Here is a 17,302-nt window from a genome sequence, read left to right as displayed (position 1 = left end):
CCATGGCAGACCGCAAGCCCATCGAATCGTGGCTCACCGACATGGACGGTGTACTGATCCACGAGGGTGTCCCGATCCCCGGCGCCGACGCCTTCCTGAAGAAGCTGCGCGACTCGGGCCGTCCGTTCCTGGTGCTCACCAACAACTCCATCTACACCCAGCGCGACCTGCACGCCAGGCTGCGCCGGATGGGACTGGACGTACCGGTGGACAACATCTGGACCTCGGCCCTGGCCACCGCGCAGTTCCTGGACGACCAGCGGCCCGGCGGCAGCGCCTACGTCATCGGCGAGGCCGGTCTGACCACCGCGCTGCACGACGTCGGGTACATCCTCACCGACCACGAGCCCGACTTCGTGATCCTCGGCGAGACCCGTACGTACTCCTTCGAGGCGCTGACCAAGGCCGTGCGCCTGATCAACGACGGGGCCCGGTTCATCGCCACCAACCCCGACAACGTCGGACCGTCGGTGGAGGGCGACCTGCCCGCCACCGGCTCGGTCGCCGCGCTGATCACCGCGGCGACCGGCAAGAAGCCGTACTTCGTCGGCAAGCCCAACCCGCTGATGATGCGGGCCGGGCTGAACGCGATCGGCGCCCACTCGGAGACCTCCGCCATGATCGGGGACCGGATGGACACCGATGTGCTCGCCGGTCTGGAGGCCGGGATGCGCACCTTCCTGGTGCTGTCCGGCGTGACCCAGCCCGACGACGTCGACCGCTACCCGTTCCGCCCCTCCGAGGTCGTCGCCTCCATCGCCGACCTCGTGGAGCAGATCTGAGCGCGGGCCCAGCGGCGGCACCCCGCCTTCCGGTCCAGCGCCCGCCCGGCATCCGGGCGGGCGCTGCACCATGTGCTCACCCGTTCGGAGCAGCACCGGCCCGTTGCGGATGCGGACGCCCCTGCCGTGGAGTCTCCTGGTACCCGGAGGTCTCACGATGGGTTCACTGCGCCTGACACTCTGTACAGGACTGCTGGTGGCCGGCGCCTTCGCACCGGCCCTGGGCCCCGCCTCCGGCACCGGCGACGGCACCGCCGGGGCCGGCGGCAGCCCCGCGGCGCCGTCAGCGGCGGCCGCGCCCGCCGCCGCGCCCGCACGGGCGGCGCACCCGGAGCCCTCCCCGGCGCGGGCCACCCCCGCCGCACACGCCGTCGCACCCCTGCCCGGCACGGCGCACGCGGTGACCGGGCTGGTCCTCGCGGGCGCCGCCGCGGCCGCCGTCGTCCTCCTGCCCCGGGCCCGCGCCGCCCGCGCCGGAGACGGCGCGAGCGGGCGCGGCCGGCGGCGCACCGAGCACTGAAGGCGAGCACTGAAGGACGGGATCACGATGTCGTACACCGAACGCTTCCGCGGCGCCGGCCGCCTCCTCGCCGCGGTGCTCTGGGTGGCGCTGCTGCTCGCGCTGTGGCAGTGGGGCGCCTCGGCCGACGTACAGCGGTCACCGGCCGTGCCGACGACCGGGGACATGGCCGCGGTCGGCCGGCCCGCCCAGGACCACCCGGACCGGCGCGCCGAGCTGCCCGGCCCCGCCGTCTCGGCGTACCTCACCCGAACCGGCCCGTGAGACCGCCGTCGCCTGGCAGCATGGAACGCGGCGAATGCGCCGTATGCGGCTGAAGGGCCGAATGCGCCGGCGGGGACGAGGGGGACGAGGGGGACGAGGGGGAGTCGTATGCACGGCCACAAGGGGGCCCGCGGGCGCGTCCGCGCGGCGGCGGTGGTGCTGGGGGCGGCGCTGCTGGCGGCCGGGTGCTCCTCGGCGTCCCCGGGCGGGGACGACGGGGCGGGCGCGGCGGTCACCCAGCGGCCCGGGGCGGCCGGTGACCCGTACTGGGTGAACCCGGACAGCACGGCGGCCCGCCGCCTCGCAGGTCTGGTCCGGGCCGGGCGCACGGACGAGGCCGCGCTGCTCCGCAGGATCGCCGAGCAGCCCACCGGCCAGTGGATCGGACCGGAGAACCCCGAGCGGGAGGCGCGCGGCTTCACCGAGGCCGCCGACCGGGCGGGCCGCACCGCGCTGCTCGTCCTGTACGACATCCCGCACCGCGACTGCGGCCGCTACTCGCGCGGCGGCGCCGCCGACGGCGACGCCTACCGGGCCTGGATCGCCGCGGTGGCCCGCGGCATCGGCGGCCGCGCCGCCACGGTGGTGCTGGAGCCGGACGCCGTGCCGCACCTGGTGGACGGCTGCACCCCGGCCGAGTTCCAGGAGGAGCGCTACGACCTGCTCGCCGGGGCCGTCGCCACCCTCAAGTCCCTCGGGCGCACCGAGGTCTACCTGGACGCGGGCAACCCCGGCTGGGGCCGGCCCGGCCAGATCCACGAGCCGCTGCGGCGGGCGGGCATCGAACAGGCGGACGGCTTCGCCGTCAACGTCGCCAACTTCTACTCCACCGGCCGGTCGCTCGCCTACGGCCGACAGCTCTCCGCGCTGACCGGCGGCAAGCACTTCGTCGTCGACACCAGCCGCAACGGCAACGGCCCCGCCACGGACGGCGACCCCGGCGAACGCTGGTGCAACCCGCCGGGCCGGGCCCTCGGCGAGCCGCCCACGACACGGACCGCCGACCCGCTCGCCGACGCCTACCTCTGGGTCAAGCGCCCCGGCGAGTCCGACGGCACCTGCAAGGGCGGCCCGAAGGCGGGCGACTGGTGGGAGGAGTACGCCCTCGCGCTGGCGGGAGCGGCCCGGTAGGCGCCCGGGGCCGGGTGCGCGGCTCACCGGACCCGCACCCACCGGGCGACACTGGGCGTGCCGCGGGCGTCGTCCACGAACAGCATGTACCAGCCCGGCTGCACCAGGTTCCGGTTCTCCGGCACCCGTACGGTGACCCGGTCGCCCGACACCGTGAAGTCCAGCGCGATCGAGCGCTGGTCCACGTCCGTGACGTGCGTGGAGGCGCTCGGCCGGATCAGCCGGGCCTTCCTGATCGTCGCGGCGTCCCGCGAGACGAAGGTGGCCGGGGCGCCGCGCGCCACGGTCCCCGGGCCGCCGGACAGGGCGGGCCGCGCGCCCCGGTACAGGTAGGGCGGGGTGTAGATCTCGATGCGCTGCTCGAAGGTGCCCGGCCTGGTGCCGGCCTTGTCGCCGTAGAGCGGGTCGGAGCCGAAGAACATCACCCGGCCGTCCGGCAGCAGCAGCGAACCGGAGTGGTAGTCGCGGCCCACCAGCGGATCGGCGACCCGGCGGAAGGCGCCGGTGCGCGGGTCGTACAGCCGGGCCTGGAGGATGTCGGAAGCGCCGCGCCCCCGGTAGTCCTCGGAGCCGCCGGAGACCAGCACGGTGTCGTCGGGCAGGACCGACGCCTGCGGGTAGCGGGTGCCCCGGTCCAGCGAGGGGCCGTCGGTGAAGCGCGGGTGCGCCGCCTTCAGGTCGATCAGCCGGGTCCTGCGGCTGGAGCGCGCGGACTCCCCGACGCCCCCGCCGCCGATGACCAGGTACCGCTCGTCCTGGGCGGGCGGCAGCAGCACCGTGCCGGACGTCTCCATCAGGTCCGGGTCGCTCAGTCCGGGCAGCGGGGTGAACCGGTTGCTGTCCACGTCCCACACGCCCGGGGCGCGGCCCACGTCAGCGGGCCCGTAGCCCGCGTTGGACCCGGAGTAGAAGAGCCTGCCGTCCTGCATCAGGAACAGCGCCGGGTAGGTCGGGAACTGACGGGCCTTCGGTGTGTACGCCCACGTCCGGGTCGCCGGGTCGAAGAGCTCGTTCTTGCCGGGGACCAGCTGGCCGATGTCGTCCAGACCGGAGACGCCGAGCACCTTCCCGTCGCCGAGGGTGGTGAGCGTCGGGTACCAGCGGGCCTCGTGCATCGGGTCAGCCTTGACGTACTTCTCGGCGACCGGGTCGAACTCGAAGGTGTCCCGGATTCCCTGGAAGTCCTTCTTGTCCAGGGCGAGCTTCTGCGCGATGCCGTAGGTGTTGCGGGCGTCGGCGCCGGTCAGGCCCTGGACGCGGTAGTTGTCCTGGGTGCCGGTCTCGTAGCGGGTGCCGCGGTGCTCGGCCTCGACGTAGATCCGGCCGAGTCCCGGGGTGTTGCCGCGGAACCTCCCGGTCCGGTCGAAGTTCTTCCTCGCGCGCGGGACGAGCACCGGGTCCTTGGAGACGAACGTCCGGCCGTTGGCCTTGCCGGTGAAGCGGGTGCCCGCGGGCAGGGTGACCGGCTTGTCCGGGTTCTCGTTGTGGACGATCATCAGACCGCCGGCCTTGGTGACGTCGCCCTTCAACTTCTCGTAGCGCTTGGTGCCGCCCGCGATCAGGATGCTGCCGTCCGCGAGCTGGGTGTGGCCCGTGCAGAACAGGTCGGTCGGTGTGGGCACCTTCTTGACGGTGCCCTTCACCGGGTCCCACAGCCGGGAGTCGAACCGCCTGGCGTCGAAGTTCGCCTGGTTGTTGCCCGAGCCCGCGACCAGCAGCACCTTCCCGGTGTGCAGGAGCACCGCGTGGATGGTGTCCTGCCGGTACTCCTTCGGGAACTCCACGATGGCCCAGTGGCCGTGGGACGCCTTGTATCCCGGCTCGTCGATCTTGTACTGGTGGTAGCGCTGCGCGCCGAAGCGGTAGAGCCACGGCCCGTTCATCCCGGCCAGGGCGAGCACCACCACGGCGCCGAGCCCGACCCGGCGGGCCCGGCGCAGACCGGCCCGGTCCCTCATGCCTCACGCCCTCCCGTCCCGTGCCCGGCGTACGCCCGGGGTGCGGCGTCCCGCGCCGACGGCACCGGGTGCGCCGTGTGCGCCGAGTGCGTCGGGTGCGCCGGGTTTGCCGGGTTTGCCGGGTGCGCCTCCCGCCCGGGTCCGGTCCCTGGCCGCCGCGGCGAGCAGAGCCGGACGGCGACGGGGGAGAGGGTGATCAGCAGGGCGAGCCCGGCCCAGGTGAGCATGGCCGGGTGGGAGTGCCCGCGGACGATCCCGGCCGCGATCGAGCCGCCGAAGACCAGCACGAAGAACCAGTGCACACGGAACGTGCCGAACAGCGTGTCCGGGCTGTGCGCCGCGCCCTTGGGCGTCACCACGAACCGGCTGGGGCGGCGCAGCACCGCGTCCAGCAGCGCGCGGGCGTACACCGGCGCGGACAGCGCCGACATCACCATGCCGGCCACCCCGCCGGAGCCCTCGGGTTCGTGCGGGGAGACGTTGTGCCGGCGGTTCCAGACGTAGAGGCCGATCTGGAGCGCGGACGCGTTCCCGTACAGCATCAGCCAGACCACGGGGTCGATGTTCACGCCCGAGGCGCCGAGGCCCAGGAAGAGCGCGCAGCTCAGCGCGGCCAGGATCCAGTTGAGCGCGGACAGCGGATAGAAGGCGACCAGCATCGTGTAGTTGAGGAGGCGGCCCGGCGGCAGCGAGCCGAAGCCCTTCCAGTACTGCGTGAGGATCGTCTCGTACGTCCCCCGGGACCAGCGCAGTTGCTGGGAGAAGAAGTCCGTCCAGGAGGCGGGGCCCTCGCCGACCGCGAGCACGTCCGGGGTGTACACGGACTTCCACCGGCGGCCGGTCGCGGGGTTCTTGGCGCGGTGCATCTCGAAGCCGGTCGCCATGTCCTCGGTGATCGAGTCGTGCAGCCCGCCGATCTGCTTCAGGGCACTGATCCGCACGGCGTTGCAGGTGCCGACGAACATGGGGGCGCCGTAGCGGTTCCCGGCGCGCTGGATCAGCGCGTGGAAGAGGAACTGCTGCGACTCGGCGGCCTTGGTGACGAAGGTGTCGTAGTTGCCGTAGACCTGCGGTCCGACGACGAAGCCGACGTCCGGGTCGCGGAAGTAACCGAGCATCCGCTCCAGGTAGTTGGGCAGCGGCACATGGTCGGTGTCGACGGAGGCGAGGACGTCGTAGGCGCCGCCGTGCGCCTGGAGCCAGGCGTTGTAGTTGCCGTGCTTGGTCCTGGCCCGGTGGGGGCCGCTGGGGCGGTTCCAGCGCTCGACGCCCCGGCGGGAGAAGTGGTGCACGCCCAGGCGCGCGCAGAGCGCCTTCGCCCCGGGGTCGTCGCCCTCGTCGAGCAGCCATACGTGCATGACGCCCCGGTGCCGCAGCCGGACGGCGGCCCGCAGCGTCCTGGCGGCCAGCTCCAGCGGCTCCTTGCCGGGCACGAACGTGGTGAGGAAGGCGACCCGGGTGCCGCTCTCCGGCACCACCGGGACGGGGTCGCGGGCGACCAGGGTGGCGTGCGCGTTGGACAGCACGTTCACACAGCGGAAGAGCTCGATCAGGCCGATCGAGACCAGCATCACCGCGTCCAGGAACGGCAGCCAGGAGTGGGCCGGATGGTCGCGCTCGGTCCAGTGGGCGGGCTGCATCAGCCAGGCCAGCAGGACCAGGGAGAGCAGCGGCGCGGCCACCAGCATCAGCGTGACCCGGACCCGGTGCGGCTCCTGGGCCAGCAGGGAGCGGTGGCGCACCCGGTAGGGGCGGTCCGGGTCGGGCCGGGTGAGCGGTCCGGCCAGCCGGCTGTGGTGCTCGTAGTCGTATCTGGGCAGGGTGCTCCTGATCGTGCGGAACGCCCCGGTGGTGCTGCCGCTGCGGTGCCGGGCGCCCGGCGGCGGCGTCGATGTCATGACTCATCCCCCCACGCGCGGTCCGGCGCGTGTCGATCCCGTTTCGTACCGGTTGCATGGCTGCCCGGCCCGACCCCACTCGACGCGCGGAATCCGCGCCTTCGGGGGGTGCACATGAGTGCGAGCGAGGGGTGGGGGAGTGATCGGGGAAACGCAGAAGGCACGGAAGGCCCCCCGCTCGCGCGAGGGGCCTTCCGGTGTCGTGCGCCGCCAGGGACTCGAACCCCGGACCCGCTGCCCTATTCGTCCTCCTCCGGCTCCCCGCCCTCGGAGTCGGGAGCCGGAGCCCAGCCGGTCGCGTCGGGCTCGGAGGCGGGGCTGATGCGCAGGCACCCGCCCGAGCCGAACAACTCGATCAGCTGCGACAGGTGCGCTCGGGCCAGGCTTCGACCGGGCGTCTTTTCGACGGTCATCCGCGCCCCTCCAGGTCCGCCCACACGACCTTGCCCCAGCGCCGCACGTCCGTGCCCCAGTCGGCGGCCAGCGCCGCCACGAGGCGCAGGCCGCGCCCGCCCTCGTCACCGCCGTCCGCTTCGCGCTCCATCGGACGCGCCCGGGACAGGTCCGCGACGGCCACACGCACCGTGTCCTGGGCCGTGCGCTCCACCACCACGCGGATGCTCTCGCGCCGGGCGTGCCGGAGTACCGGTAGGCCACAGGCGAGGTGGCTGCCGCGGCAGCTCCTTTTCTGTGGCCCCCGGCCCGAACCCGCCGTGCACCTTTCGGTGCAGCGGGCTCTCCAGCGATTACTGCGTGATCCTGGGCCCGGTTATGCGTGGATGTTTTCATGGCAGGGCGGACAGACCACCAGGGTTCTGCGTCGCTTCTTGACCATTAGCTGCATCCACGGAGGCTGCTCTTTCCGCGCCTGGAGCTCTGCAAGGTGGCGAACTTGGTGGACTTGCACGGCTGTTCGCTTGTTGCAGAGTTCGCACCGTCCTTTGCGGAGCCGGTCGATGAGCTGGCTTCCGCGCGGGCGGCTGCGGGGAGTGAATTGAGTAGGCGGAAGGTCGTCAATGACGGCTTTCCGCTGCCGGATCAGGGGAATACCACCGAACCGTGCGATCAGCGGTTTCCTGCCCTCACGTTTGATCCTGGCCTCAAAACATCTGCGTGGTCCGACGGGTGTCCGGATGGTTGTTTTGTACTTGTTGGCCATCGCGGTCACCCGTGACCGATGCCTGGCGGCCAGGGTCTTGAGCATGGAGGTCAGCATGACCCCCTTGAGCCGGTCGAGTTTCCAGACATCGCCGGCCAGCAGGTAGTACTGAACGATGCCCCGGTACTGCGCTCCGTAAATGCCGATGATGTCGAAGGGTGTGCAACTCGTCAGCGGGAGCAGGTGTGTGGGTTTGCCACGGTGGAGGAACGGGGCGCATTTGGCCTTGATCACACCTTTGGGTACGCGGAGTTGGATCTTCCCGTTGATGGAGCGGAGACCGCGATTGATGCGGCCGCCCCTGGAGACCTTTTCATCTGCGTGCTGGACGGTGATCTCGTAGCCGAGGAAGCGGGCCGCTTGGGTGCGGCCATGGGTGATCAGCGTTTTGCCCTGGTTGAGTTCCAGCTTGAGGTCGTCGCGGAGGAATGCGGCCAGGCGCTGTTTGATCGTCTCGGCTTCGGCCTTGGGTCCGATGAACCCGAGGAGATGATCGTCCGCGTAGCGGATGTAGCGTAGCCGCCGGTAGCCGGGATCATGCGGATCACCGACCGGATGGTGGCGCAACTCCTTTCGCCATTGGCGGACTTGAGCGGACTCGGTATTCTCCTTCCTGTAGGCGAGTCGCTTCCGGGCAGTGCCGATTGCGTTCTCCAGCTCCTTATAGGCCGGATTCTTGCGGCGAGCTGCTCCTCGGGTGAATTCCGGGATGAGAACTGTCTCGACGAATGTGTCCAACCGGTCCATGTAGATGTTGGACAGGAGTGGGGAGAGCACACCGCCTTGCGGGGAGCCCGACAGGGTGGCGTGCCATCTCCAGTCCTCCAGGTATCCCGCCTTCAGCATCTGTCGGATGAGGCGGAGGAACCGGTTATCGTGGATCTTCTCCGATAGAATGGCCAGCAGAATCTCATGATCCAGCGAGCCGAAGCAGTCGGAGATGTCTCCTTCGATGAACCAGGTTGTCCCGGTCCAGTTGTATGTCACTTCGGACAGTGCCGTGTGACAGCCCCGGCCGGGGCGGAAACCGTGAGAGCGGCTGGAGAAACGCGGCTCGTAATACGTTTCCAGAAGAAGGCGTATCACTTCACCGACGAGTTTGTCCGACCAGGACGGCAGGCCGAGCGGGCGCGTCTTTCCGTTGGATTTCGGAATGTGGACGCGCCGCACCGGGCGGAAGCGATAGCGCTCATGACGCATGGCTTCGATGATGTGTCCGATCTTGGCTTCGGACATGCCGTCAGCGGTTTCCCCGCAGACTCCGGGTGTCATCGCGCCGTGGTTGGCGTAGATGCGCCCGTAGGCCAGTAGATACAGGCTTGGATTGAACAACTGTCGATACAGTTCATCACACGGCAGGCTTCGCCTGCCGCGTTCACGCAGGACATCAAGCACCGTTTCGGCGTTCTGCATTACGCATACCTCCCAGCATCGTGATGTCCGAATCACCTGGCCCCCTTCGCCCTGTGGACGGCTTTCCCGTCCTCCTTGGCAGGTCGTTACTCCTACGACTACTACGGGGCCTCCGTCACCTTGAGGCTCGCGCCTTTTAGGTGATCCCATGTTCGTCTCTGTTGTACGTGTCTAGCGCGAGTTAGGCGCCCCACTCATCCCCTTGAATTCCCTCACTGGGAATCATTCCGCGACCCGAAGGGTGCGATGGATACGCAGTTACTCCACCGCAGGGTGCGGCGCCGGTGTCACGTGTGGCTTTCCGGCGGATGCAGTCCATTTCATCCTTTGGAGATTGGAGTTCAGGCAGTACAGCTTTCGCCATATCGCGCGGGTCCCTCAGTGCCTCGCTTCCACACGTGAACACGAGCACTGATTTCCTGGCATGCTGCTGTCCCCTTCACCTTTCGGTTCCAAGTAAGCCATCAGACCCAGAAACCTCCCTTCAGTTCCTCCCGGTTGAACCGGGGATACAACAGAGCGCCTCATGGCGCACCGGCGTTGGACACCAGCTCGGAGACGATCAGGGCGCCGTCCTCGGCCAGTTCCTCCAGCCCCCGGACGGCGCAGGCGCCTCGGACCAGCTTCCGCGCCGTAGCGGTGCTCCCGGGTTCTCCCGGCAGCGTCTCGGAGTACCCGGTGTGGCCGGTGGGGCGGGTCCGGGTTGTAGGTTGCGGCATGTCGATCTGCTCTCTCAGGTCGGCCGAGTCCCGGGGCCGTTCGCGCGGTCGCCGGGACGCTTCGCGTTCAGGTAACCGGCGTCCCCGATCGGTGGGAGGGGCCGCACGGGGGGCCAGGGGAGGGGCCATCGCGAGTAACTTGGTGGCAGGAGGCACCGCATGAACGACCGAGCGAGACGTGCCCAGTTCGGCGCGCACCTGGCGAGCCTGCACGCAGGCGTGGGCCTCTCGCAGCGCTCCCTGGCCCACCGGCTGTGCGCCGTCGCCGGGATCACCACCCTGACGCGCAATGAGGTCTCCCGGTGGGAGCGCGGCGGGCGCATCCCGGACGCGTGGCTGCCCCCGCTCGCGCAGGTGCTCGGGCAGCCGCTGGGCGCCCTGGAGCGGGAGGCCGCGCGAGCCCGGGGGGAAGCTGAGCCGCCGGACTGCGCCGACCGTGACCCGGACACGTACGTGCAGGACGCCGTGGGGTGGCTGCTCGCGCACGACAACCGCCACGGCGGGGACCACGTGGCGGACGCGGCCCTGCAGGTGTGGGAGGCGGAGCGCGGCCGGATCACCGGCGAGGACAGACAGCACCTCGCCCAAGTGGCGGAGATCGGGGAAGTGGCCGGGTGGCTGCTCCACGACGCCGCCCGGTTCCGCGAGGCGCGCGCCACGCTGGCGGAGGCACACGCCCTGGCCCGGCTCGCCGGGGACGGCCCGCTGGAGTGGTTCATCCTGGACCTGATCGCCATGATCGACGTGCACACCGGCCGCGCCGGTGAGGCCATGGCGGTCACGGACGAGATGCTGACCGGCCGCGAGGTGCGCGGCCGCGTTGCGCTCATGGCCCGCGTACGGCGCGCGCGGAGTCTCGCGCAGGCCGGAGACCGGGCCCGCGCCCTGGACGCGCTGGAGCGGGCCACAGGAGCACTCCAGGACTCGATACAGGCCAACGATCCCGCGTTCACCTGGTGGATCGACACCACGGAAGTGGAGTTGCACACCGGTGAGGCGTTGCTCAGCCTCGGAGACCCCCGGGCAGCCCTCCCGCACCTCCAGCGGAGTTCGGAGGGCTCCAGGGGCGGCGGGGGCCGCCGGGAGTTCGGCAACGTGCTTGCGGAGCTGACCGCCCTTGTGCAGCTCGGCGCGTGGCGGGACGCCGAAGCGCCGCTGCTCCGGCTCGAACCGATCCTGCGGGCGGTCACGTCGTCCCGGACCCGTGTCCGCCTCCGGTGCACGCTGCGCACCATCGACCGGGACGCCCCGGTGTGGCTCGCGGACACGGCCCGCGAGGTCGCAGCAGCCGGGTAGGCCGTCCACGCGCACCAACAAGATCAGCCAGGGGTGGGGCGGTGGGTGGTGACCGGGGAACGCGTAAGGCCCCCCGCTCGCGCGAGGGGCCTTACGGTGTCGTGCGCCGCCAGGGACTCGAACCCCGGACCCGCTGATTAAGAGTCAGCTGCTCTAACCAACTGAGCTAGCGGCGCCTGCTGACGTGGAGAACTTTACAGGAAGCAGTGAGGTGCCTGTGACCACCGCCGGGGGGTGTGGGGCGGGCGGGGAGCGGCCCCTTTGTGTCATTCAGACCGTCAGACATGCGTATTTTTGGGCTGATTGTGGCATTGATCATCGTGCATAGATCCGGACAAGTCCGTATGGAGTGTGACGTGGATCGCATGGAGCTCCCGGCCGACCTGCCGAATCGTTCCTTCCCTCGGCTCATCCAGAACGAGGCGACCACCGAGATCCCGGTCCACCTGCTCTTCCGCGACGAGGGCGGCCCGGCCCCCGCGCGGTCCTCGCCCGCGGCACCGGCGGCCCCCGTCCGGCCCGCCGTGGTGGGCAGCAGGCGGGGCGGCCCGGACGAGCCGTCGCGCCCGCGCCGCCGGGTGCCCGCGCCGGCCCGCCCGGCGCCCGGGGCGGACCCCGGCCTGGTGGAGCGGCCGGCCCGGACGCTGCCCGGCGCGGCCGGTGTCCTGGCCGGTGCCTGCGGGGCGGCGGGCTGTGTGCTCACCTCCTGGTGGGCGGGGGTGCTGCCGCCGCTCGCGGTGGAGGCGCTGCGGCTGCCGTCGGTCACGGGGGCGGGTCTCGGCCTGCCGCAGTGGGCCGCGTACGCCGGGGCCGGGGCGCTCGGACTGCTCGGCTTCGGCGGGCTGGCCCGGGGGCGGACCGGGCGGGCCTGGGTGCTCCAGCGGTTCGGCCGCTACCGGGGGACCGTCCGGCGCGGCGGGCTGCTGTGGGTCAACCCGCTGGTGCCGCGCCGCCGGATCGACGTACGGCTGCGGCACTGGCGCAGCGAACCGCTCCCGGCCGCCGACGCGGACGGGGTCGCGCTGCGGGTGGCGGTCCTCGTCGTCTGGCGGGTGCGGGACACCGCGCGGGCCGCGCTCGGCGTCGACGATCACGAGGGGTATCTGCGGGACTGTGTGGAGGCCGCGCTGGCGCGGGTGACGGTGCGCGCGGCGGGCGGCGCGCGCCAGACGGCGGAGGCGGCCGGGGAGGCGCTGACCCGGCTGGTGGCGCGGGAGGCGGAGCCGGTCGGGATCGAGGTGTTCTCGGTCCGCCCGGCCCGGGTCGTGTACGACCCGGAGGTCGCCGGGGCCATGCACCGGCGCAGCGTGGCGGCGCTGGACGCCCGCGACCGGGCCGGTGCGCTGACCTCGGTGGTGGACTCGGTCGAGGACACGGTGACCCGGCTGACCATGCGGGGACTGGTCGATCTGGACGCCGGGGAGCGCAAGGTGCTGGTGCGGGATCTGACGGTGGCGTTCTGCGCGGGACGGCGGGAAACCATCCCGTGATTGGTATGGACATGTTCAAGTGGCGGCCATAATCTGGGCTTGGTCTAGACCAGCACACCAGCACAGTTCAGCTCAGCGAACCTCCCCACACGTTCACCAGGAGCGACTCCATGCGGACCAAGGCCAAGTTGTACGCGGCCGTGCTGGGCCTCGCCACCACCGGCGCTCTCGCGCTCTCCACCGGCGGTGCCAGCAGCCACGGCTACACCGATCTCCCCATCAGCAGGCAGCTGCTCTGTGCCAACGGCACGGTGCGCGGCTGCGGCGAGATCCAGTGGGAGCCGCAGAGCGTCGAGGGGCCCAAGGGCTTCCCGGCGAGCGGAGCGGCCGACGGGCACCTGTGCTCGGGCGGCCTGGACCGGTTCGGGCAGCTCGACGGCGCCCGGACCCCCAAGGGTGCGGACTGGCCCACCACCAAGGTGACCGGCGGCCAGAGCTACACCTTCCGCTGGCAGTTCGAGGCACGGCACGCCACGACCGACTTCAAGTACTACGCCACCAAGCAGGGCTGGAACCAGGACCACGCCCTGAGCAGGAGCGACCTCAACACCACGCCGTTCCTCACGATCCCCTACGGCGGCAAGCAGCCCCCGGCCACCCTCAGCCACAGCGGCACCCTGCCCACCGGTCTGAGCGGCCACCACGTGATCCTCGCCGTCTGGACGATCGCGGACACCGGCAACGCGTTCTACGCCTGCTCCGACGTCACCTTCTGACCCGGACACCCGGCGCCGGCCGCGCGGTTCAGAGCTTCTCCTGAGCAAAAGGCGCGGCCGGTGCGGGTAGCCTCCCTCCACGCCGGCCGGTCACGGCGTACGGGGGGTCCGATGGAAACGCTGTTCTATGTCGTCCCGGGACTCATGGCCTGCGGCGCGCTCTGCGCACTGGTCGTGGTCACGAGACGCGCCGGTGAGATACGCCGCGCCTGGCGCGGCGGGCCGACCGCCGAGGCCCGCTGCCTGCGGGTGCACCTCGCGTCCGGCGGCGGGCAGACGTCCGCCGCCTCGCACCACGTGTACGAGTTCAGCACGCCCGAGGGCCGTGTCGTGCGGTTCACCGAGCGCGGGGGACCGCTGACGACCGTCGAGGGCGACATCGTCACCGTGCGCTACCCGGCCGGGCGTCCGGAGCGGGCCACGGCCCATGCCCCGGCGTCCGGCAGGCTCCTGGCGGAGCAGGGCTGCCTCTGCGCCTTCCTCGGGGTGTTCGCCGCCGTGTGCCTCGCCTTCATGGGCGTCGCCCATCTCGCTTTCGCGGTGGCAGGCGACGTGCTGCCGTGAAGCGACGCGCGGAGAAAGGCGAAAAAGCGAGGACGGTGAGAGGCGAGGACGGTGAAAAAAGCGATGAGGCCGGCCCATGGACTCATGGACCGGCCTCGCCGTCGGTGCGCCGCCAGGGACTCGAACCCCGGACCCGCTGATTAAGAGTCAGCTGCTCTAACCAACTGAGCTAGCGGCGCATGACTCCCGCCGTCCGCTTCCCGCGTTCGGCGACGAAGAAAATACTACCCGGTCCCGAGGGGTGCTCGTGACCACCCGCGCGGCGGGCGGAGCAGGGGCGGCGCGCGCACCGGCCCCGCCCGCGCGGGCGGCTCACAGCACCGCGCTCAGGAACTCCCGGGTCCGCTCCTGCTCCGGGTCCCCGAAGATCCGCTCCGGTGGCCCGGACTCCACGACCCGCCCGGCGTCGAACATCAGCACCTGGTCGGAGATGTCCCGGGCGAAGCCCATCTCGTGGGTCACGCAGAGCATCGTGATGTCGGTGGAGCGGGCGATGTCCCGCAGCACGTCCAGCACGCCCGCGACCAGCTCCGGGTCGAGCGCCGAGGTCACCTCGTCCAGGAGCAGCACCTGCGGGCGCATCGCCAGCGCCCGCGCGATGGCCACCCGCTGCTGCTGCCCGCCGGAGAGCTGGGACGGCCGGGCGTCGCACTTGTCGGCGAGACCCACCAGCTCCAGCAGCTCCCGCGCGCGCACCTCCGCCTCGTCCCTGCTCATGCCGAGCACGGTGACGGGGGCCTCGGTGATGTTCCGCAGCACCGACATGTTCGGGAACAGGTTGAAGTGCTGGAAGACCATCCCGATCTTCTTGCGGATCTCCCGGACCTGCTTCTCGGGCGCCGGGAAGAGCTGCTCGCCGTCGACCGTGATGGTGCCCTCGTCCGGCCGGGTCAGCGTCATCAGCAGCCGCAGGATGGTGGTCTTGCCCGAGCCGGAGGGGCCGATCAGCGTGACGTGCCGGCCGGCGGCGACGGAGAAGTCGAGCCCGTCCAGGACCGTGTGGTCGCCGAAGCGCTTGGTCACGTTCTCCAGGCGGACCAGTTCGCCGCCCGCCGCGCCGCCGGACCGCGGCCCGGCGGCGTCCTCGGGGTTCTTCGTGGTGTCAACGGACAAGACGTCGCTCCAGTGCTCGCAGGAGGAGGGAGGCCAGATAGGAGACGAGGATGAAGGCCACACCGATCACGGTCAGCGGCTCGGTGAACTGGAAGTGCTGCTGCGAGTACAGGCGCGCCTGCCCGAGCATCTCCAGCACCGTGATCGCCATCAGCAGCGGTGTGTCCTTGAGCATCGAGATGACGTAGTTGCCGAGCGCCGGGACCACCCGGCGGATCGCCTGCGGCAGGATCACCGCCGTCCAGGTCCGCCGCCGCGGCAGGTTCAGCGCCGTCGCGGCCTCCCACTGGCCGGCGGGCACCGCCTCGATGCCGGCGCGGTACACCTGCATCGTGTACGTCGAGTAGTGCAGCCCGATCGCGAAGACACCGGTGGTCAGCGCGGAGAACGTCAGCCCCCACTCGGGCAGCACGTAGAAGAGGAAGAACAGCTGCACCAGCAGCGGGGTGTCCCGGACGAACTCCGTGACCACCCCGACCGGCCAGCGCACCCACCGGGTCGGCGCGCGCATCAGCAGCGCCCACACCAGGCCCAGCCCGAAGGAGATCAGCGAGCCCAGCACCAGTGCCTGGAGGGTGACCAGCAGACCGTCCCAGAAGTGCGGCAGGAAGTCGCGTACGGCGCCCCAGTCCCAGTTCACGCCGCACCACCCCCGACCGAGGTGCCCACCGGCCGCGCCGAGCGGGCGGCCGCGCCGCCCGGCGCCTTGCCGACGCCCCGCTTGAGCCGCTTCTCGAGACCGCGCATCAGCCGGGTGAGCGCGAAGGCGATCACGAAGTAGATGAGCAGGATGTACGTGTAGATGTGCGCGCTCTCCTGGAGCGCGAGCCGCACCAGGTTGCCGCTGAACGCCAGGTCGCCCATGCCCATGACCGACACCAGCGCGGTGCCCTTGAGCAGTTCGACCAGCAGGTTGCTGAAGGGCGGGATCATCTCCGGCACCGCCTGCGGCAGCAGGATCAGCCGCATCCGCTGCCAGGGCGTGAAGCTGAGCGCGATCCCGCCCTCGCGCTGCGCCGGTTCCACCGCGGTCAGCGCGCCGCGCACGATCTCGGCGCCGTACGCGCCGTACGTCAGCCCGAGCGCCAGCGTGCCCGCCCACAGCGGCACCAGCTGCCAGCCGAAGGCGGGCGGCAGCACGAAGAACACCCAGAAGATCATCACCAGCGCGGAGGTCCCGCGGAACACCTCGGTGTAGAAGCCCGCCAGGAAGCGGACGATCCACAGCCGGTGGGTGCGGGCGATACCGACCACGAAGGAGACGGCACCGGCCAGCAGCGCGCTGAGGACGAGCAGCTGGACCGTGATCCACACGCCTTGGAGTACGAGTTCCCACAGTCCCGTCGTCATCCGGCGCACAGCTCCTTCGCGGTCAGCTCCGTCATCTCGTCCTTCGAGAACCCGAAGGGCCGCAGGACGCGGAAGAGTTCGCCGCTCTTCTTCAGCTTGTGCAGCTCGGTGTTGAAGGCGTCGCGCAGCTTCGTCTCGGTCGGCCGGAAGGCGAAACCGCCGCCGTCCACATGGGGCTTGCCCTTCACCAGCGGCGCGAACGCCTCGGTGGCCTCCGCCTTGGCGGACTTCTTCACCACCGCGCGGGTGGTCAGCGCCGTCCCCGCGAAGACGTCGACGCGGCCCGCCTCCACGGCGTTCAGCCCGGCCACCTGGTCCGGCACGATCAGGATGTCGCTCTCCTTGTACCCGGCCTCCACCGCGTACTGGATCTCCGCGTAGCCGGTGCCGGTGGCGAACTTCGCCTTCTTCGCCACCACGTCCCGGTAGTCGTGCAGCCCCTTCGGATTGCCCTTGCGGACGATGAAGGAGTCGAGCATCTGGTAGTCGGGGTCGGCGAAGAGCACCTGTTCGCACCGGTCGGCGTTGATGTACATCCCGGCGGCCACGACATCGAACTGCTGGGAGTTCAGCCCGGGTATGAGCGAGCCGAACTCGGTGGGCACGGGCTGCACCCGGTCCACCCCCAGCCGCTTGAAGATCACCTTCGCCAGTTCGGGCGCCTCGCCCGTCACCTTCCCGTCCTTGCCGATGTATCCGAACGGGATCTCGCCCGCGATACCGAGCCGGACGACCCCCTGGGCCCTGAGCCGGTCCAGGAGGTCGCCACCGCCGTCCGCGGACGCCGTCGCCACGCGACTGCACCCCGCCGCCCCCAGCGCACCGGCCGCCGCGACCCCCGCGAGCAGCGACCGGCGGCTGGGCCGCGCGGGCGTCCGTCTGCCTCTTCCAAGTCCATGTGGTGGAGCCATGAGCGCGCCGCTACCCAG

At 71.0% G+C, this 17,302-nt stretch carries 18 protein-coding genes and 2 tRNA genes; 8 read left to right on the top strand and 12 right to left on the bottom strand.

Annotated features, from left to right (window positions below; all coding sequences use genetic code 11):
- Positions 1–2: 2 nt before the first annotated feature.
- From R4Z62_RS11820 to R4Z62_RS11805, 4 genes are all read left to right on the top strand, one after another.
- Positions 3–782, top strand: a complete 780-nt coding sequence (locus R4Z62_RS11820; RefSeq protein WP_018565629.1) for an HAD-IIA family hydrolase — start codon at positions 3–5, stop codon at positions 780–782.
- Between the two features lie 157 nt (positions 783–939).
- On the top strand, positions 940–1,302 hold the full coding sequence (locus R4Z62_RS11815) for a hypothetical protein (protein ID WP_382846656.1): 363 nt from the start codon (positions 940–942) through the stop codon (positions 1,300–1,302).
- A 27-nt stretch (positions 1,303–1,329) separates the two neighbouring features.
- A complete protein-coding gene (locus R4Z62_RS11810) occupies positions 1,330–1,566 on the top strand; it encodes a hypothetical protein (protein WP_064533319.1) in 237 nt (78 codons plus the stop codon).
- Between the two features lie 108 nt (positions 1,567–1,674).
- Positions 1,675–2,697: a glycoside hydrolase family 6 protein gene (locus R4Z62_RS11805; RefSeq protein WP_382846654.1), complete on the top strand. Its 1,023-nt coding sequence runs from the start codon at positions 1,675–1,677 to the stop codon at positions 2,695–2,697.
- 23 nt (positions 2,698–2,720) lie between these two features.
- Here the strand turns inward: R4Z62_RS11805 and glxA are convergent, their stop codons facing one another.
- The 6 genes from glxA to R4Z62_RS11775 all read right to left on the bottom strand — a co-directional run bounded on the left by glxA (position 2,721) and on the right by R4Z62_RS11775 (position 9,844).
- Positions 2,721–4,655: a radical copper oxidase GlxA gene (gene glxA, locus R4Z62_RS11800; RefSeq protein WP_491519788.1), complete on the bottom strand. Its 1,935-nt coding sequence runs from the start codon at positions 4,653–4,655 to the stop codon at positions 2,721–2,723.
- Positions 4,652–6,553 carry a glycosyltransferase family 2 protein gene (locus R4Z62_RS11795; protein ID WP_491519787.1) on the bottom strand — a complete coding sequence of 634 codons (1,902 nt, stop codon included), beginning with the start codon at positions 6,551–6,553 and terminating at the stop codon, positions 4,652–4,654. The genes glxA and R4Z62_RS11795 overlap by 4 nt, the downstream gene beginning before the upstream one ends.
- Before the next feature lie 239 nt (positions 6,554–6,792).
- Complete coding sequence (locus tag R4Z62_RS11790; RefSeq protein ID WP_491519786.1) at positions 6,793–6,966, bottom strand: hypothetical protein; 174 nt, start codon at positions 6,964–6,966, stop codon at positions 6,793–6,795.
- Positions 6,963–7,163 (bottom strand): ATP-binding protein, encoded by a 201-nt coding sequence (locus tag R4Z62_RS11785; protein WP_491519785.1) that lies wholly within the window; start codon positions 7,161–7,163, stop codon positions 6,963–6,965. The genes R4Z62_RS11790 and R4Z62_RS11785 overlap by 4 nt, the downstream gene beginning before the upstream one ends.
- Before the next feature lie 159 nt (positions 7,164–7,322).
- Positions 7,323–9,125, bottom strand: a complete 1,803-nt coding sequence (locus R4Z62_RS11780; RefSeq protein WP_491519784.1) for a reverse transcriptase/maturase family protein — start codon at positions 9,123–9,125, stop codon at positions 7,323–7,325.
- A 524-nt stretch (positions 9,126–9,649) separates the two neighbouring features.
- Positions 9,650–9,844 carry a hypothetical protein gene (locus R4Z62_RS11775; RefSeq protein ID WP_491519783.1) on the bottom strand — a complete coding sequence of 65 codons (195 nt, stop codon included), beginning with the start codon at positions 9,842–9,844 and terminating at the stop codon, positions 9,650–9,652.
- 159 nt (positions 9,845–10,003) lie between these two features.
- On the opposite strand from R4Z62_RS11775, the gene R4Z62_RS11770 reads away from it, so the two are divergent.
- The gene (locus tag R4Z62_RS11770) at positions 10,004–11,140 is read left to right on the top strand and encodes an NsdA family TPR-like regulatory protein (protein ID WP_491519782.1); all 1,137 of its coding nucleotides are present in this window, start codon (positions 10,004–10,006) and stop codon (positions 11,138–11,140) included.
- A 102-nt stretch (positions 11,141–11,242) separates the two neighbouring features.
- Here R4Z62_RS11770 and R4Z62_RS11765 read toward each other — a convergent pair.
- Positions 11,243–11,316: transfer RNA gene (locus R4Z62_RS11765), tRNA-Lys, on the bottom strand.
- A 189-nt stretch (positions 11,317–11,505) separates the two neighbouring features.
- Here R4Z62_RS11765 and R4Z62_RS11760 point away from each other — a divergent pair.
- From R4Z62_RS11760 to R4Z62_RS11750, 3 genes are all read left to right on the top strand, one after another.
- Positions 11,506–12,630: an SPFH domain-containing protein gene (locus R4Z62_RS11760; RefSeq protein WP_491521860.1), complete on the top strand. Its 1,125-nt coding sequence runs from the start codon at positions 11,506–11,508 to the stop codon at positions 12,628–12,630.
- A gap of 110 nt (positions 12,631–12,740) precedes the next feature.
- Positions 12,741–13,346: a lytic polysaccharide monooxygenase auxiliary activity family 9 protein gene (locus tag R4Z62_RS11755; RefSeq protein WP_018565636.1), complete on the top strand. Its 606-nt coding sequence runs from the start codon at positions 12,741–12,743 to the stop codon at positions 13,344–13,346.
- A gap of 111 nt (positions 13,347–13,457) precedes the next feature.
- Positions 13,458–13,910, top strand: a complete 453-nt coding sequence (locus tag R4Z62_RS11750; RefSeq protein WP_491519781.1) for a DUF3592 domain-containing protein — start codon at positions 13,458–13,460, stop codon at positions 13,908–13,910.
- 105 nt (positions 13,911–14,015) lie between these two features.
- On the opposite strand, the gene R4Z62_RS11745 is transcribed toward R4Z62_RS11750, so the two are convergent.
- The 5 genes from R4Z62_RS11745 to ehuB all read right to left on the bottom strand — a co-directional run bounded on the left by R4Z62_RS11745 (position 14,016) and on the right by ehuB (position 17,284).
- Positions 14,016–14,089, bottom strand: a tRNA-Lys gene (locus R4Z62_RS11745).
- Positions 14,090–14,222: 133 nt separating this feature from the next.
- Positions 14,223–15,023 carry an ectoine/hydroxyectoine ABC transporter ATP-binding protein EhuA gene (gene ehuA / locus R4Z62_RS11740; protein WP_389466010.1) on the bottom strand — a complete coding sequence of 267 codons (801 nt, stop codon included), beginning with the start codon at positions 15,021–15,023 and terminating at the stop codon, positions 14,223–14,225.
- The gene (ehuD, locus tag R4Z62_RS11735; protein ID WP_064533310.1) at positions 15,013–15,663 is read right to left on the bottom strand and encodes an ectoine/hydroxyectoine ABC transporter permease subunit EhuD; all 651 of its coding nucleotides are present in this window, start codon (positions 15,661–15,663) and stop codon (positions 15,013–15,015) included. Before ehuD ends, ehuA begins: the two co-directional genes overlap by 11 nt.
- Positions 15,660–16,373, bottom strand: a complete 714-nt coding sequence (gene ehuC / locus R4Z62_RS11730) for an ectoine/hydroxyectoine ABC transporter permease subunit EhuC (RefSeq protein WP_355476990.1) — start codon at positions 16,371–16,373, stop codon at positions 15,660–15,662. The genes ehuD and ehuC overlap by 4 nt, the downstream gene beginning before the upstream one ends.
- Entirely contained in the window at positions 16,370–17,284 is a 915-nt protein-coding gene (gene ehuB / locus R4Z62_RS11725) for an ectoine/hydroxyectoine ABC transporter substrate-binding protein EhuB (RefSeq protein ID WP_079158914.1), read from the bottom strand. Before ehuB ends, ehuC begins: the two co-directional genes overlap by 4 nt.
- Positions 17,285–17,302 lie beyond the last annotated feature (18 nt).

Source organism: Streptomyces sp. PL-25, assembly GCF_058344915.1.
The sequence above is the reverse complement of the archived record's forward strand: the minus strand, read 5'-3'. Positions and strand labels throughout refer to the sequence as shown.